Genomic DNA, 15,510 nt, shown 5'->3' with positions numbered 1-15,510 from the left:
CTCCCACAGGTACAGCGCAGGCCTCAAGAACTGCAAGGTCTTGGTAGGAGCGGCCTTGTGTCGCGATGGGCTGCGCAGCAGCCCCAATCAGTGTGACATCACACACAAGTGAACAACATTACGGTAAACCGGCGCTTGAATGCGTTCTGCTCAGCGAATGCCGGACTGGCGCAGCGCCGCCGGTTGGAAATCGGCTTTGCTGGCACTGAAGCCGAAGTCATAAGCACGCTTCTCTTCGTTCTTCATACCTAGCGCCAGGTAACGACCAGACTGCAGGTCGTAGATGGCCTCCAGGGTGTACCACGGTACCTCGACATTGTAGTAAGGCTGGGCATGCGCCTCGGACACGCGCCACAGCTGGCCACGGCCATCGTACTGGTCGATCACTGCGGCCTGCCAGGTGTCTTCGTCGATGTAGAAGTCACGCTTGGCGTAGATGTGCCGCTGCCCCGGCTTCAGTGTGGCGACCACATGCCAGACACGGCGCAGCTCATAACGGGCCAGGTCCTGGTTGATGTGCCCGGCCTTGATGATGTCGGTGTACTTGAGCTTGGGGTCATCGAGCTTGAAGGCGTTGGAGGCGATGTACAGCTCCTTCTTGCCCTCCAGCTTCCAGTCATAGCGGTCTGGCGCGCCGTTGTACATGTCCAGGTTGTCCGACGTGCGCAGGCCATCAGCGGCGGTACCCGGGCCGTCGTACGACACCTGTGGCGCCTGGCGCACTCGGCGCTGGCCGGCGTTGTAGATCCAGGCCTTGCGCGGATCCTTGACCTGGTCGAGGGTTTCGTGCACCAGCAGTACGGTACCGGCCAGGCGCGCCGGGGCGGTAACTTCCTGCTTGAAGTAGAACAGGATGTTGCCCGGGTTGTTCGGGTCGTAATCCTTCATCTTGTCGCGGAAGACGAACTGGTCGGAAAAGTACACGGGGTTGAAGGAGCCGTTCTGTTGCGGGGTGGCCTGGGTAACCAGGCGGCTGACGCTGCCACCCCGGTAGCGGGTGATATGGTTCCAGATCACCTCCAGGCCGCTTTTCGGAATGGGGAACGGTATCGCGGTGCGGAAGTTGCTCAGGCCGTTGCCGCCTTCCACCAGGGTGGTCTTGGTGGCGTTCTCCTTGATGGCGGCGAACACGTCGGCAGGCACAGTGGAACCGCGGTGGGTCTTGAATACCGGGATCTTGAAGGTGTCCGGGTAACGCTTGAGCATGGCCATCTGGCCTGGCGAGAGCTTGTCCTTGTACTGCTCGGCGTTTTGCGCAGTGATGGTGAACAGTGGCTTCTCACTGCCGTACGGGTCGGACAGGAAGCCTTTGCCATCGACGCTGCCTGCGGTTTTCGACAAGGGCTGCCATGGGCCGATCGAACCATCGGCGTTACCGGCCTTTTCGGCGCCCATCGGGGTCAGCGTGCTACCCAGCTTGGCCGCCTCGTCGGCGGATACCGCAGCCATGACGCTGGTCGCCAGCAGGGACAGGCTCAGCACACCGGCTTGCAGCAGACTTCTGGTCTTGTTCATGTCGTGTTGTCCTGGATCTGTGGGCTTAGAAGTTCACGCCGAAGCTGAGGGCGACAAAGTCGCGGTCATCCACGGTGCTGTACTTGCCGTCGAAGAAGTTGGTGTACGACAGACTCGCCGTGTAGGTGTTCTGGTACTCGGCGTCCAGGCCCAGGCTGACTGCCTTGCGGCCTTCCTCGAAGTTGCCGCCAGGGCCTGGCGAATAGCCCGACACGTCGTGCGACCAGGCCACGCTCGGTTTCAGGTTGACCCCGGCGAACACGTCGTTGTAATCCCAGATCACGCGGGCGCGGTAGCCCCACGAAGTGCTGGTGGTGTAGCCGTCGTTCTCGCACTTGCGGTTCAGGTTGGCGGTGGAGGCACCCGCACCCGCGCCGGCGATGGTGCTGCTGTTGAGTGCCTGGCAGGTATCTGCGCCGCCGGTGGCGGGCAGCGGGCCTGGGCCGAATACCGGGTCACGGCCGTAACGGGTATCGTGCGCGTTCTCCAGGCCACCGACGTGGGTCACACCCAGCTCGCCGACCACGGTCATGCGGCTGGCGCCCATCACCTGGTCGAAGAAGTGCGTGAGGGTCGTCTGGAACTGAGTGATCTCCTTGCGACGGTAGCCATGCAGGTCCTGGCCAGGGGTGCCTGTCAGCAGCGAGGCGTTGCTCAATGCGCCACCAATCGGGCGAACCCCGGCAAACAGGATGTCCGTGGTATTGAGCTGCACCGGTGCGTTGGGCCGGTAGCTGATTTCGCCGCTCCAGGCGGTGCCAGTGGGCAATGTGGTGGAGAAGCTCAAGCCATACAGGCGAATGTCTTCCGGGTATTCGACGAAGTACTCGGAATTGCCGGCCACGATCAGCGGCGCCAGCGCCCGCAGTTGCGCAGGCAGCGCGCTGAGCCCTGCAAATACCGAAGGTGCGGCCCCTGTGGCGCTGAAGATTGGCGCACGGCTGTGGTAGTTCATGAAGTAGGCACCGAACTCGGTGTCCAGCGGCTCGAACATGTAGCGCATGGCCACACCGAACTGCCCGCTGTCACGCGCATCGCGGTCGGCACCACGCCGCACCATCACGCCCTCTTCGTTGATGTTCACGCCGCGCGTGGCAAGAAACTGCTGGGCGGCGCCCGGTACCGTGCGGCTGCTGTTAAGCACGCGTAGGTTGTCGGTACAGCCATCGGCGATGATGTCGGGTTGCGAGAAGAACGTGCCGCAGTTGTCGACGACCGTCTGGTCCCACTCCAGCTGATAGAAGGCCTCGGCCGACAGGTTGTCGGTCAGGCTCTGGGAGATGTAGAACATGTTGACCGGAATCAGGCCTTCCTTGATCTCGGCACCCGGGCGGCGGAACGCCGACACGTCGATGGGGTTGATCGCGTTGATGCCGCCACCGATGAAGGTACTTTCGCCCCAGCTGACCACCTGCTTGCCGAGGCGAACCGAGCCCGGCTGATCACCGATCGAGTAGTTGTGGTAGACGAAGGCGTCGAGCAGTTCGGCGCCGGACGATTTAGCCCCCTCCTTGCGGTTGGAATCGCTGATGTCCTTGAACTCGCGACCTTCGTCCTTCAGCTCGAAGTCATACCAGTACTTGCCGCGCACGAAAACGCCGGTATCACCGTACTTGAGCTCCAGGTCGTGGATACCCTTGAAGATCTTGGAGAAGGTTTCGCCCTTCTTGAAGTTCAGGTGACCGTCGTCGGAGGTCTGCGACAGGCCCTTGCCGCCGTTGTTCACCCCGATCAGGTTCCGGTTGGGGTTGGCGGTCGACCAGCTGGCGCCAATGGAGAGCGACGAGTCGAACTGGCCTTCGATTTCACCGATGTTGAAACTGACAGCGAAAGCAGGACTTGCGAGCGTGGAAGCGATGCTGACGGCCAAGGGCAGCTTGGCCCGGCGCCAGAACGGATTTGCAGATTTCATCGACGCTACTCCATGTACTTTATTGTTATGGCAGTGAGTCCTTTCAAGAACGGCCCGAGTGACCGGTTTGCAGGCTTGCGCCTGCGGCGGCACGGCTAGCGCGTGACGCCCTCCCCCATTCCTGAAAATCCCCTGGCCCCGACTATAGCCAGCAAGGCACAGGCGCTTGATCCCTCTAAAGTGTGATTTGCGCTCCGTGCCAACCACTCGTTGGGTTTTTTCCTTGATCGCGTGCTGGCAGTGCTCAAGGATGGCGCATTTTTACCATTTGGCAAGGCGCCAGCCGCTCTAGAACGCGGGTCGCGTTCTGTCGCACGCGACCCGCCCCGGGTTTACAGGGTGGACAGGAAGGCGCTGTTGCTAGCCTGCCACTGCACGATGTCCTGGCGTATGCGCTTCTTGTCCAGCTTGCCGACACTGGTCTTGGGAATTTCAGTAACAACGGCGATCTGGCTGGGAATCGCCCATTTGTTGATATGGCCTTGCTCGACGAACGGCTTGAGGTGGTCCTTCAGCGCTTTCGCATCGATCGCCATGCCCTCGCGCACCACCAGCAGGGCAAACGGGCGCTCGCCCCACTGCGGGTCGGCCACCCCCACCACCGCGACTTCGCGCACGGCCGGGTGGCGGCTGACCAGGTCTTCCAGGTCGAGTGACGACACCCACTCGCCACCGGTCTTGATCACATCCTTGATACGGTCGCGTATGTCGATGTAACCCATGTTGTCGAGGGTGGCGACGTCGCCGGTGTGCAGCCAGCCGCCCAGCCACAGCTCTTCGCTCTTTTCCGGCTCCTTGAAGTAACCCTGGGTCAGCCACGGTGCACGCAGCACCAGCTCGCCCTGGGTTTCGCCATCGGCGGGCAGGAAGTTGCCGTCGCCGTCGACAATCGCCGCCTCCACCAACGGTACCGGCACCCCGGCCTTGATACGGTAGGTGACGCGCTCATCCTCACTGCCGGCCTGCAACTCGTCGTTCAGGTGCGCGGCGGATATCAGCGGGCAGGTCTCGGACATGCCGTACGCTGCGGTCAGCTGGATGCCGCGGGCCAGCGCCGCCTGGTACAGCGACCGGTTCAGCGAGCTGCCGCCGATGATGATCTTCCAGCCGCCGAAGTCCTGGCCTTGGGCAGTCGGGCAGTTGAGCAGCATCTGCAGGATGGTCGGCACACAGTGGGAGAAGGTGACGTTCTCTTCACGCCACAGCCTGATCAGCATCTCGGGCTCGTAACGACCGGGATACACCTGCTTCATGCCGAGCATGGTGGCCGCGTAGGGAATGCCCCAGGCATGCACGTGGAACATCGGCGTGATCGGCATGTAGACGTCATCGCTGCCCAGCAGGCGCACGCTGTCGATACTGCCGGTGACCGAAGCCTCGGCCAGGGTGTGCAGCACCAGCTGCCGATGGGTGAAGTACACGCCCTTGGGGTTGCCGGTAGTGCCAGTGGTGTAGAACGTGGTCGCCACCGAGTTCTCGTCGAAGTCGGGGAAGTCGTAGCTCGGGCTGGCGGCGGCGAGCAGTTGTTCGTACTCACCCACCAGCCCGGGCAGGTCGGCGACCTGGGCCGGGCCATCGGTCAGCAGTACGGTCTTGTCGACAGTGGTCAACTGCCCGGCGATGGCCTGGTACAGGCCGACGAAGTCACTGTTGACCAGCACCACCCGGTCTTCGGCGTGGTTCATGGTGTAGAGGATCTGCTCGGGTGACAGGCGCACGTTGATGGTATGCACCACGGCGCCGATCATCGGGATGGCAAACATGCATTCCAGGTAGCGGTGGCTGTCCCAGTCCATGACCGCCACGGTGTCACCGGCCTTGACCCCGGCCTCGGTCAGCACGTTGGCCAGCCGGGCGATACGCTCGTTGAGCTGTGGGTAGGTCAGCCGCATCTGGTCGCGGTAGACGATTTCGCGGGTCTTCTCGTAGCGGCTGCCAGACATCAGCAGGCGCTTGATCAGTAATGGATAGGCATAGGCGCCCTCGGCGGGCTTGATGATGCGGGTCTGCAACATGGATATCCCTTTTCTTGGAAGCGGGCCGGAAAAGTCGGTGGGGAGCTGATCTGGGGAGTTACTGTAGTTCGCCAATGTGACGGCCAAATCAGCCGAAGGAATGATTTGCCTGGCCAAGGTATGAGCCGCGAGGCGTTGACGGGCGGCGAGGTTGAGCTGGACACTGCGCCGGGAGCCCACCACAAACCCACCCCTGCCCAGGAGATGTTCATGCCCAGCCCGCGTCGCGCCGTGTTTCTCGACCACCAGTCCCTGGACCTCGGCGACCTGGATCTGTCGCCCCTGCAGCAGCAGTTCGACCAGTTCGAGCTGTTCGCCGCCACCGCCCCGGAACAGGTCGCCGAGCGCCTGCAGGGCGCGGTAGCAGTGGTCAGCAACAAGGTTGTGCTCGACGCCGCCGTGCTGGCCGCAAACCCGCAATTGAAGCTGATTCTGGTGGCCGCCACCGGCACCAACAACGTCGACCTGGCCGCCGCCCGCGCCCAGGGCATCACGGTGTGCAACTGCCAGGGCTACGGCACGCCGTCTGTCGCCCAGCACACCCTCGCGCTGCTGCTGGCGCTGGCCACGCGGCTGTGCGACTACCACCAGGCGGTGGCAGAGGGGCAATGGGCCAAGGCCAACCAGTTCTGCCTGCTGGATTTCCCGATTGTCGAACTGCAGGGCAAAACCCTTGGCCTGCTTGGCCACGGTGAGTTGGGCGGCGCGGTGGCGCGGCTGGCCGAAGCGTTCGGCATGCGCGTACTGAGCGGGCTGATCCCCGGCCGCCCGCAGCGGGCCGACCGGCTGCCGCTGGAGGCGTTGTTGCCGCAGGTTGACGCGCTGACCCTGCACTGCCCCTTGAACGAGCACACCCGGCACATGCTGGGGGCGCGCGAGCTGGCCCTGCTCAAGCCTGGGGCGCTGGTGGTGAACACCGCGCGCGGCGGCCTGATCGATGAGCAGGCCCTGGCCGATGCGCTGCGCAGTGGCCACCTGGGCGGCGCTGCCACCGACGTATTGAGCGTGGAGCCGCCAGTCAACGGCAACCCGCTGCTCGAAGCCGGTATCCCGCGCCTGATCATCACCCCACACAGCGCCTGGGGCGCGGTGGAGGCGCGCCAGCGTATAGTCGGCCAGCTCAGCGAGAACGCCCAGGCCTTTTTCGCCGGGCAGCCACGCCGCGTGGTCAGCTGAGCCAGGCGCCGGGCTCTGCTACACTGCGCCACTTTTTTCCAGGAGGCGTCGTTCATGGACCCGCGCAGTGAAGTATTGCTCCGCCAGGCGGAGCTGTTCCAGGGCCCGCTGCTGCTCGCAGGCGCCCCCGCCGACGGCTTGCTCGGGCAGTTGCCCGAAGCCCGCGCCTGGTCGTGGCACGCCGGCGACCAGGCCGTGCTAGAAGGCCGCTTTGCGGGCCGCAGCCAGTATGGCGTAGAGCCCCCGGCGGGCGCGTTCGACAGCGCCGTGCTGTTCCTGCCCAAATCCCGCGAATTGGCCGCCTACCTGCTCAACGCCCTGGCTTCCCGCCTGGCGGGTCGCGCGCTGTACCTGGTCGGTGAAAAACGCGGTGGCATCGAGGGCGCGGCCAAGCTGTTGCAGGCTTTCGGCAAGCCGCGCAAGCTCGACAGCGCGCGGCATTGCCAGTTGTGGCAGGTGACGGTCGACCAGGCCCCGCAGGCGACACCGCTGCAGAGCCTGGCGCAGCGCTTTGAACTGGCCCTGGAAGACGGACCGCTGCAAGTGGTCAGCCTGCCCGGTGTGTTCAGCCACGGCCGCCTGGACCGCGGTACTGCGCTGCTGCTCAAGCACCTGGACAACCTGCCCAGCGGCCACATGCTGGACTTCGGTTGCGGTGCCGGGGTGCTGGGTGCCACAGTCAAGCGCCGTTACCCGCACAACCGGGTGACGTTGCTGGACGTGGATGCCTTCGCCGTGGCGGCCAGCCGTCTGACCCTGGCTGCAAACGGCCTGGAAGGTGAGGTGATCAGCGGTGATGGCATTGATGCAGCACCGCTCGACCTGAGCCTGATTCTTAGCAACCCGCCGTTCCATACCGGGGTGCACACCAATTACCAGGCCTCGGAAAACTTGCTGAGAAAATTGGCGGTTCATCTGCGAAAAGGGGGCGAAATGCGCTTGGTTGCCAATAGCTTCCTGCGCTACCAGCCGCTGATCGAAGGGGCGCTGGGCAACTGCCAGATACGCGACGAGGCGGAAGGCTTCCGAATCTACCAGGCCGTGCATGGCTGAAAACAGCGCTTGCCGAAAGCATTTTGCCAAGGCAGAATCCGCTCCGTCCTAGGGGAGTAGTCTCCCGCGAGCCCACCGCTCGCCCGGTACGCGTCAACATACTTGGTCCACAGACCATGGCGCGTGCGACCCCCATGCCCACGTGCATGGAGAGATCCGCATAGACGGATCCGGGGTTTGACAAGACCTATGACACGCACACCTTACCCGGGGCGGGAAGGCTGTACGTGTCATAGCCGTGTCGACCCGCCCCCGTAGGAATCCTGATGCTGGAATCTCTGTTGGTCCCCACCGCCATCGTTGCGCTCGCCGAAATCGGCGACAAGACGCAGCTGCTCGCACTCATTCTCGCCGCGCGCTTCCGCAAGCCCTGGCCGATCATTGCCGGCATCATCGCCGCCACCCTGGCCAACCATGCCGCAGCCGGTGCCGTAGGGGCGTGGGTCGGTAGCTTCTTCAGCGATTCGGCCCTGCACTGGATCCTGGCCGCGAGTTTCACCGCCACGGCGCTGTGGACCCTGGTACCGGACAAAATGGACGATGACGAGAACCCGGCGCGCCGCTTCGGCCCGTTCCTGACCACGCTGATTGCGTTCTTCCTCGCCGAAATCGGTGACAAGACCCAGGTCGCTACCGTGATGCTGGCGGCCCAATACCCGCACCTGATCATGGTCATCATCGGCACCACGCTGGGCATGCTGATTGCCAACGTACCCGTAGTGCTGGCGGGCAACTTTGCAGCCGACAAGCTGCCGCTGACGCTGATCCGTCGCCTGGCGGCCGCGGCGTTCTTCGTACTGGCGATCGTGGCCGTGTACTCGGCGATGAAGGCCAGTGGCTGGGTCGGGTAACCGGAAATGACGGGGGGGCGCCGTGCGCCCCCACGCTTCAAGCGATCATGGCTTGGCCGCGGCCTGATACAGCGGCATCACCTTGGGAACGGCCGCCTGCAGCGAGGCAATGCGGCTGGAAGATGCCGGGTGAGTGCTCATGAACTCGGGCGGGGCGCCTTCGGACGCCTTGCTCATCTTGTTCCACAAGGTGATTGCGGCGTTCGGGTCGTAGCCGGCACGGGCCGACAACTCCAGGCCGATCAGGTCGGCTTCGTTTTCGTTGGCCCGGCTGTTGGGCAGGGTCATCGCGTAGTTCACCACGGTGTCGGCCATGGCCATGCTGTTCTGGCCCAGGCCGAAGATGGCACCCGCCCCCTGGCGCGCCATTTCCACACCATAGGCCTTGGACATCGCCTCGCGGCTGTGCTCACGCAGGGCGTGGGCGATTTCGTGACCGACAACCGCGGCAATTTCTGCATCGGTGAGCTTGAGCTGATCGATCAGGCCGGTATACACGATGATCTTGCCGCCAGGGCCGCAGTTGGCGTTCAGTTCATCGCTCTTGATCACGTTGACTTGCCAGTCCCACTGCGCGGAATCCGGGCGGAACTTGGGGGCCTGGGCAATCAGCCGGCTGGCGATGGCCTGCACACGCTTGGCATCGGCACTGGACTTGTCGAGCACCCCCTTGCTGGAGGCTTCACCGAGGGTCTGCTGGTACGACTGGGCGTACATCTTGTTGACTTCATCGGTGGAGAGCATGCTGAACATGTACTGCTGGCGCTCGACGCCGACAGCACCGCCACTGGTGGTATTCACCGCCTGGCAGCCGCCCAGCACGATGCCAGCACTCAACAGGCTGACGACAAAAGACTTACGCATGAAAACACTCCCTTTTTTGCATGCGCCGTATCCTAGGCCGACTCGCCGGTAGCCGCCATAGCCGCAGGGAAGATTTTCATCACCAGCACCGGCCACCCATCAAAGCGGGGTAAGACACTCCGGCGCATCCAGCTTCGGGTCATTGACGAAATTCGCCAAGGCCCTTTCGCGCAGTGGCGCAGGCGGGCTGGCCAGCAGTTCGTGCAGGCGGGTAACCGGCGTATCCGGATCGAGCCAGGCAGCCTGGCCCGCATCGTCGAGGATCAGCGGCCGGCGCTGGTTCATGGCCGCCTGGGTCACCACCGCGCAACTCAGCCACACCTGGTCCTGCACGGGGTAGGCTTCCCATATGGCCGCAAAGTACAACGAGGCGCCCTCCCCCGGCGTCAGCCAATAAGGACGCTTGCGTACCGTGCCCCGCCACTCGTAAAAGCCGTTGGCCGGCATCAGGCAGCGGCGCTGGCGAAACGCCTCACGGAACATCGGTTGCTCGGCCAGGGTTTCGGCGCGGGCATGAGCGGGGGTGCGGGACAGGTCGGTGAGCCACGCCGGGGTCAGCCCCCAACGCGCCATGGCCAGTTGCTGCTGGCCGTCAAGCTGGCGCTGGATCAGCACCGATGCCCCAGGTGCGATATTCCATTGGGCCGGCTGGCCCGCGGGGAACCCCGGCAGACTGGCAAGGGCCTGGGGCCAGCGAAACAGGGCGTAACGTCCACACATGAGCGAATTCAGAACCTAGCAGATCAAGGTACCGGGGATACTCTCCGGTTCGTCGCCAACCAGTGGCTGGGCCTCATTGTACGCATCGATCAGCTGCCGTGCGTACTCGGCCTGCTCATCGGCGACCGCAAGCCCTAGCAACCCTTGCATGGGCAGCTCGCCGACTGCACCGATCAGGTCACGGCCCACCACCTGCACCGCGATGCCTTCACTGGCGAGCATCCCGGCCAGCATTTCGGCTTCAAGCAGGTTTTCCGGTTCGTAGATCCGCCGCATCATTCGTTCTCGCCGTAGACATCCAGCATCCATTCCTCGCCATGCACCTGCAGCACGAAACGAATCGGCCTGCAGCACACCTGGCAGTCCTCGATGTACTCCTGATCGCCACCGGACAGGTCCACCGTGGTTTCGACCTCTTCGCCGCAATAAGGGCAATCGTAGAACGCAGTTTCGAGCATCGCGGCCTCCGGGGTGACTTATGCGTATAATTGCTGGTCTGTTTACGGGGCCCGTGTGCGTCCGAGCCGTTTTTCGGAGCCTGCCCCTGTTTATTACCCTAGCCGTTTCCAACAAGAGAGCATGATGGGCGAATTCGATGCCATCCGACCCTACGACGACGCTGAGGTACCTGCGGTTCTGGCCCGCCTGCTCAGCGACCCGGCATTCCTCGATATCCTCACCCACTTCCGCTTCCCGCGGGCAGCCGGGGCTTTCGGCTGGCTGCTCAAACCGCTGATCGCCCGCCGCCTGCGCAAGGAATTCGCCGGTGTGACCTGCGTTTCCACCTTGCAGGACAAGGTCGAGTACTACGTTGACCAGACCATCGACCGCGCCACCGACGGCGTCAGCTATTCCGGTGTGGAGCAGTTGAAGGCAGGTACGGCCTACCTGTTCCTGGCCAACCACCGCGACATCGTGATGGACCCGGCCTTCGTCAACTATGCGGTGTACCACGCCGGCCTGCCCACGCCGCGCATCGCCATTGGCGACAACCTGCTGCAAAAGCCGTTCGTCAGCGACATGATGCGCCTGAACAAGAGTTTCATCGTGCACCGTTCGATCAGCGGGCGCCGTGAAAAGCTGGCGGCTTATCAGCTGCTCTCGGCCTACATCAACCACTCGATCCGCAACGACGCCACCTCGATCTGGATCGCCCAGGCCGAGGGCCGCGCCAAGGACGGTGACGACCGCACCGACTCGGCGATCCTCAAGATGTTCCACATGAGCCGCAAGGACGAGGCGTTTGGCGCCGTCATCCAGAGCCTGAACCTGACGCCGGTGTCGATCAGCTACGAGTACGACCCGTGCGACCAGGCCAAAGCCCGCGAGCTGTATATCCGCGCCACCACTGGCAGCTACCAGAAGGCCCCAGGGGAGGACGACAACAGCATTGCCAAGGGCATTACCGGCTACAAGGGCCGGGTGCACATCAACTTCGCGCCACCGGTGACCGAGTACTACGAGGATACCAAGCAGCTGGCCGCGGAGATCGACCGCCAGATCCTGGCTGGCTACCGCTTGTTCCCGGTGCATTACCTGGCCTACGCAATGTGGGAGGGTAAGGACGAAGCCCTGCAGGTACCTGGCGCCGAACAGGTGTTCCCGGCCGACGAACTGGCCAAGGCCAAGGAAGAATGGCAACGTCGGCTGGCGGCCTGCCCTGAAGAGCAGCGGCCGTACCTGGTGTTGCAGTATGCGACACCGGTGCGCAACCAGTACCAGGTCAGGCAGCAGGCGCCGGTTGCCTGACCGATTGCGGGGCTGCCTTGCAGCCCCGCAATCTCAAACCCAAGTGCTGAGCCAGGACAGCAGCAGCGCCATGGCCAGGCAAGCGAAGCCCAGAATGTAGAAGTACTTGGGCACCCGCAGGTCGAAGGCATCCACTACCCCCTCCTCAAACGCCAGGCTCTCGCGGGTTTCGGCCGCGCGCCGCCGCGCGCTTTGCAGCAGCAACCCGCCCGGGCAGGTCAGCAGCAGCGCCAGCACATTGATCAACTTGGTGGGATGGGCGGCCAGAAAACCCCAAAGCACTTGCAAGGACATCACGCAACCTCGGTGTAAGCGACGGCGAAGGCCCGCATTCTACGCAACTCGCCCTTCGCTGCCCGGCATTGGCGACAAACTGTCATTTAATTTCATCTGTCATCGGCTCGTCATCTGAGCAGGCCACCCTGTCGACCTTCCCAAGAGCCGGAGCTATTTCATGCTGCACGCCGAAAACCAGGACCGCCTTTACCTCGTTGCCCAAAGCGAGGAGCAACAGGCGCTGATCGATGGTTTTGCCATCAATGTGCAAGACCGCCAGTGGCTGGTCTACTGCGCGCTGGGCGGGCATGTGCATGCAGACCTGCCGGAGGTGGACGCCGGCACTGGCTTCAGCCTGCTGGATTTCCACATAGAGGCGGCGTGAACCTGCGCCGGCCACCCCACCGGCAAGCGTTGGCGAGGCACAAAAAACCCGCTGCCTGGCGACCAGGCAGCGGGTTTTCAGCAGCGCAGAGGGCTTACTGGGCCAGGATCTGGCCAATGCTCGGGTCTTTGAACATGCGGGTCAGCGCATCGCTCAGAACGTCGCCTACCAACTGGGTGTTGGTGTCCTGGTTCGGTGCCATGCCGAAGCGCTGGTCGAGCGACGCACCGTAACGGCCGCTGTAGCTGCGGCCGCCATTCTTCACGTCGGCACGGAAGGTGGCACCGATCGTGGCTTCGGTCACGTACAGGTTGTCTTTGGGCGACTGGTACTTCAGCTCGGCCAGGGTCACGGTCAACTGCGGCGCGTTGTAGGCGTTGGCCGTAGGCGTGAAGCCGAGCAGGCGTACAGCCGCTTCAGCCTGGGCCTGCAGCTTGGGCACCACGTCGTTGCCACTGACGCTGATGGTGCTGGTTTCAGGGTACATGCCACCACGGGTACCCAGCGACTGCGATGGGCGACCGTCAACCACCCGGACCACCACCGGCTGGCCATGACCGACCGGCGCGAGTTGGGCCTTGAGCGTGGGTTGCGGGTTGAGTTGTTGCGGGCTGTGGGCACAACCGACCAGGCTGAGGCTGGCCACGGCAAGCAAACCGAACAACAGACGTTGCAACATGCGCGTTTCTCCAGAAAATGCGGCTAAGGCGCACAGTATACCCAGCCCCGCATCGGCCAGTCATCGGTCCCAGCCCGCTTGTGACAATGCTTTCATGCACTGCCCGGGCCTGTACTTTGCGCCCGCGCAAGCCGGCATTGGCAGCCGCGCATGCGCCTGGCCTGACAAACGCTGCAATAAAAACCACGAATGGCGACATTTCTGCCCGCGACATCGTTATAATCTCCCCCCGATTATAAGGACGTCTCCTGATCGGGCCCCGCACTCGCCGATTGACCCCGGCAACTTCAACGCTTCGCCCACAGAGAGCCTTCCACTCAGGTCTTGCATCGGCTGTCGTGCCTGCTTTTCCGGCCCTTCACGCTGCATGAACCTGCGGGTTGCCATCGCGCAGTCCCTTTTTGAGGTTCACGTCTCCAAAAGAGCGTGAAAAAACGGTTTTCACAACTTCACAAGAGTGTGGCGAGCAAATGAACAGTCTGGCATGTGTAAAAGCGGCAGATGTGTCCCGAACAGCCCTGAACAGGCGGCAAATGCGCTCATCCTGCATGAGTGCCTGACCCGCTCCATAACGCACGCACGACACCTTGACCATAAGTCGAATTGCCGCAGCCCTGGCAAACGGCGTTCAATACCTGAACCCGAAGACTGGTTGGCGGTGTCCGCGGAAGTTGCAAGAACTGCGAAAAGCCGGACATGGCGACCCTGGCAACCCCAGGTCCTATGCTGTCAATTAGGTAGCTGTAGATTGTGGAGACGCGTTAAATGGCGCAGAACGAATCGGTTGATGTGGTACTGGTAGGCGCGGGCATCATGAGTGCCACCCTGGCCGTACTGCTCAAGGAGCTTGACCCGACCCTGAAGCTTGAGGTCGTCGAGGCGATGGACTCCGGAGCCGCGGAAAGCTCCAACCCCTGGAACAACGCAGGCACCGGCCACGCCGGCCTGTGCGAGCTGAACTACACGCCGCAGGCCGCCGATGGCAGCATCGACATCAAGAAGGCCGTGCACATCAACACCCAGTTCGAGGTTTCGCGCCAGTTCTGGGCCTACCTGAGCAAGAAGGACAACTTCGGCTCGGCGCGTGCGTTCATCAACCCTGTCCCGCACCTGAGCTACGTCGAGGGTGACAAGGGTGTTGCCTTCCTCAAGAAGCGCTTCGAGCTGCTCAAGCAGCACCATGCCTTCTCCGAGATGGAGTACACCGAAGACAAGGCCGTGATGAACGACTGGATGCCGCTGATGATGCCTGGCCGCCCTGCCGACCAGCACATCGCCGCGACCCGCGTGGCCAAAGGCACCGACGTCAACTTCGGCGCCCTGACCCTGAAGCTGCTGAAGCTGCTGGGTGACGCGCCGCACGCGCAGGTCAAATACAGCAAGAAGGTCGTCGGCCTGCGCCGTAACGGCAGCGGTTGGACCGTCAGCATCAAGGACGTCAACAGCGGCGGCAGCCGTGAAGTGGACGCCCGCTTCGTGTTCCTGGGCGCCGGCGGCGCGGCCCTGCCGCTGCTGCAGATGTCCGGCATCCCGGAGAGCAAAGGTTTTGGCGGCTTCCCGGTCAGCGGCCAGTGGCTGCGCTGCGACAACCCGGAAATCGTCAAGCAGCACCAGGCCAAGGTTTACAGCCAGGCCGCCGTGGGTGCGCCACCGATGTCGGTACCGCACCTGGACACCCGGGTTGTAGACGGCAAGACTTCGCTGCTGTTCGGTCCTTATGCCGGCTTTACCACCAAGTTCCTGAAGCACGGTTCGCTGATGGACCTGCCGCTGTCGGTGCGCATGGGCAATATCGGCCCGATGCTGGCCGTGGCCCGCGACAACATGGACCTGACCAAGTACCTGGTCAGCGAAGTGATGCAGTCGATGGAACAGCGCCTGGAAGCCCTGCGGCGCTTCTACCCGCAGGCCAAGGCCGAAGACTGGCGCCTGGAAGTCGCAGGTCAGCGCGTGCAGATCATCAAGAAAGACCCGAAGAAAGGCGGCGTGCTGCAATTCGGCACCGAGCTGGTCTCGGCGCAGGACGGCAGCCTGGCTGCACTGCTCGGCGCCTCGCCAGGTGCCTCGGTGACCGTTTCGATCATGCTGGAACTGATCGAGCGTTGCTTCCCTGAGCAGGCCAAAGGGGCCTGGGCCGACAAACTCAAGGAAATCTTCCCCGCACGCGAGAAGACCCTGGCGACCGATGCGGCCCTGTACCGCAAGATCAGTGCAGATAACGACGCGGCACTGGACTTGGTGGAAAGCAGCCCGGCAGCCAAGCATTACGCCTGACTGGCCCGGTAACGAAAAAACGCCCTTCGGGGTAATGCCAG

General features: G+C 63.2%; 15 protein-coding genes and 1 riboswitch. Of the genes, 6 read left to right on the top strand and 9 right to left on the bottom strand.

The features are described 5' to 3' along the window. Positions 1-150 precede the first annotated feature (150 nt). From G1E_RS06295 to G1E_RS06285, 3 genes are all read right to left on the bottom strand, one after another. Positions 151-1,515, bottom strand: a complete 1,365-nt coding sequence (locus G1E_RS06295) for a DUF1329 domain-containing protein (RefSeq protein WP_009682932.1) — start codon at positions 1,513-1,515, stop codon at positions 151-153. Between the two features lie 25 nt (positions 1,516-1,540). Then, positions 1,541-3,427 (bottom strand): DUF1302 domain-containing protein, encoded by a 1,887-nt coding sequence (locus G1E_RS06290; RefSeq protein ID WP_009682933.1) that lies wholly within the window; start codon positions 3,425-3,427, stop codon positions 1,541-1,543. Positions 3,428-3,759: 332 nt separating this feature from the next. Next, positions 3,760-5,442 (bottom strand): fatty acid--CoA ligase, encoded by a 1,683-nt coding sequence (locus G1E_RS06285; RefSeq protein WP_009682934.1) that lies wholly within the window; start codon positions 5,440-5,442, stop codon positions 3,760-3,762. A gap of 210 nt (positions 5,443-5,652) precedes the next feature. Between G1E_RS06285 and G1E_RS06280 the strand changes: the two genes are divergently transcribed. From G1E_RS06280 to G1E_RS06270, 3 genes are all read left to right on the top strand, one after another. Further along, a complete protein-coding gene (locus tag G1E_RS06280) occupies positions 5,653-6,618 on the top strand; it encodes a 2-hydroxyacid dehydrogenase (protein WP_029887160.1) in 966 nt (321 codons plus the stop codon). A 54-nt stretch (positions 6,619-6,672) separates the two neighbouring features. Further along, positions 6,673-7,671 carry a class I SAM-dependent methyltransferase gene (locus tag G1E_RS06275; protein WP_009682937.1) on the top strand — a complete coding sequence of 333 codons (999 nt, stop codon included), beginning with the start codon at positions 6,673-6,675 and terminating at the stop codon, positions 7,669-7,671. A gap of 39 nt (positions 7,672-7,710) precedes the next feature. Continuing rightward, positions 7,711-7,849, top strand: a riboswitch (yybP-ykoY riboswitch). An 88-nt stretch (positions 7,850-7,937) separates the two neighbouring features. Continuing rightward, the gene (locus G1E_RS06270; protein WP_009682938.1) at positions 7,938-8,522 is read left to right on the top strand and encodes a TMEM165/GDT1 family protein; all 585 of its coding nucleotides are present in this window, start codon (positions 7,938-7,940) and stop codon (positions 8,520-8,522) included. Positions 8,523-8,567: 45 nt separating this feature from the next. On the opposite strand, the gene G1E_RS06265 is transcribed toward G1E_RS06270, so the two are convergent. From G1E_RS06265 to G1E_RS06250, 4 genes are all read right to left on the bottom strand, one after another. After that, the gene (locus tag G1E_RS06265; RefSeq protein WP_009682939.1) at positions 8,568-9,386 is read right to left on the bottom strand and encodes a M48 family metallopeptidase; all 819 of its coding nucleotides are present in this window, start codon (positions 9,384-9,386) and stop codon (positions 8,568-8,570) included. A gap of 99 nt (positions 9,387-9,485) precedes the next feature. After that, positions 9,486-10,106, bottom strand: coding sequence for an SOS response-associated peptidase (locus G1E_RS06260; RefSeq protein ID WP_029887159.1), 621 nt, complete (start codon positions 10,104-10,106; stop codon positions 9,486-9,488). Positions 10,107-10,121: 15 nt separating this feature from the next. Beyond that, a complete protein-coding gene (locus tag G1E_RS06255) occupies positions 10,122-10,382 on the bottom strand; it encodes a putative signal transducing protein (protein ID WP_029887158.1) in 261 nt (86 codons plus the stop codon). Then, positions 10,382-10,564, bottom strand: a complete 183-nt coding sequence (locus tag G1E_RS06250) for a CPXCG motif-containing cysteine-rich protein (protein ID WP_009682943.1) — start codon at positions 10,562-10,564, stop codon at positions 10,382-10,384. Before G1E_RS06250 ends, G1E_RS06255 begins: the two co-directional genes overlap by 1 nt. A gap of 124 nt (positions 10,565-10,688) precedes the next feature. Here G1E_RS06250 and G1E_RS06245 point away from each other — a divergent pair, with 124 nt between their 5' ends. Beyond that, the gene (locus G1E_RS06245) at positions 10,689-11,855 is read left to right on the top strand and encodes a 1-acyl-sn-glycerol-3-phosphate acyltransferase (RefSeq protein WP_029887157.1); all 1,167 of its coding nucleotides are present in this window, start codon (positions 10,689-10,691) and stop codon (positions 11,853-11,855) included. Between the two features lie 33 nt (positions 11,856-11,888). On the opposite strand, the gene G1E_RS06240 is transcribed toward G1E_RS06245, so the two are convergent. Then, complete coding sequence (locus G1E_RS06240) at positions 11,889-12,149, bottom strand: hypothetical protein (RefSeq protein ID WP_009682945.1); 261 nt, start codon at positions 12,147-12,149, stop codon at positions 11,889-11,891. Between the two features lie 160 nt (positions 12,150-12,309). Between G1E_RS06240 and G1E_RS06235 the strand changes: the two genes are divergently transcribed. Continuing rightward, a complete protein-coding gene (locus G1E_RS06235; protein WP_009682946.1) occupies positions 12,310-12,516 on the top strand; it encodes a hypothetical protein in 207 nt (68 codons plus the stop codon). Positions 12,517-12,610: 94 nt separating this feature from the next. On the opposite strand, the gene G1E_RS06230 is transcribed toward G1E_RS06235, so the two are convergent. Continuing rightward, positions 12,611-13,195 (bottom strand): YajG family lipoprotein, encoded by a 585-nt coding sequence (locus G1E_RS06230; RefSeq protein ID WP_029886852.1) that lies wholly within the window; start codon positions 13,193-13,195, stop codon positions 12,611-12,613. 765 nt (positions 13,196-13,960) lie between these two features. On the opposite strand from G1E_RS06230, the gene mqo reads away from it, so the two are divergent. Then, a complete protein-coding gene (gene mqo, locus G1E_RS06225) occupies positions 13,961-15,469 on the top strand; it encodes a malate dehydrogenase (quinone) (RefSeq protein WP_009682949.1) in 1,509 nt (502 codons plus the stop codon). Positions 15,470-15,510: the final 41 nt, after the last annotated feature.

Origin of the sequence: Pseudomonas sp. TJI-51 (genome assembly GCF_000190455.2) — a bacterium.
Classification (GTDB): Bacteria; Pseudomonadota; Gammaproteobacteria; order Pseudomonadales; family Pseudomonadaceae; genus Aquipseudomonas; species Aquipseudomonas juntendi.
Note: the sequence above shows the minus strand (reverse complement) of the source record. Positions and strands in the feature narration are given on the sequence as shown.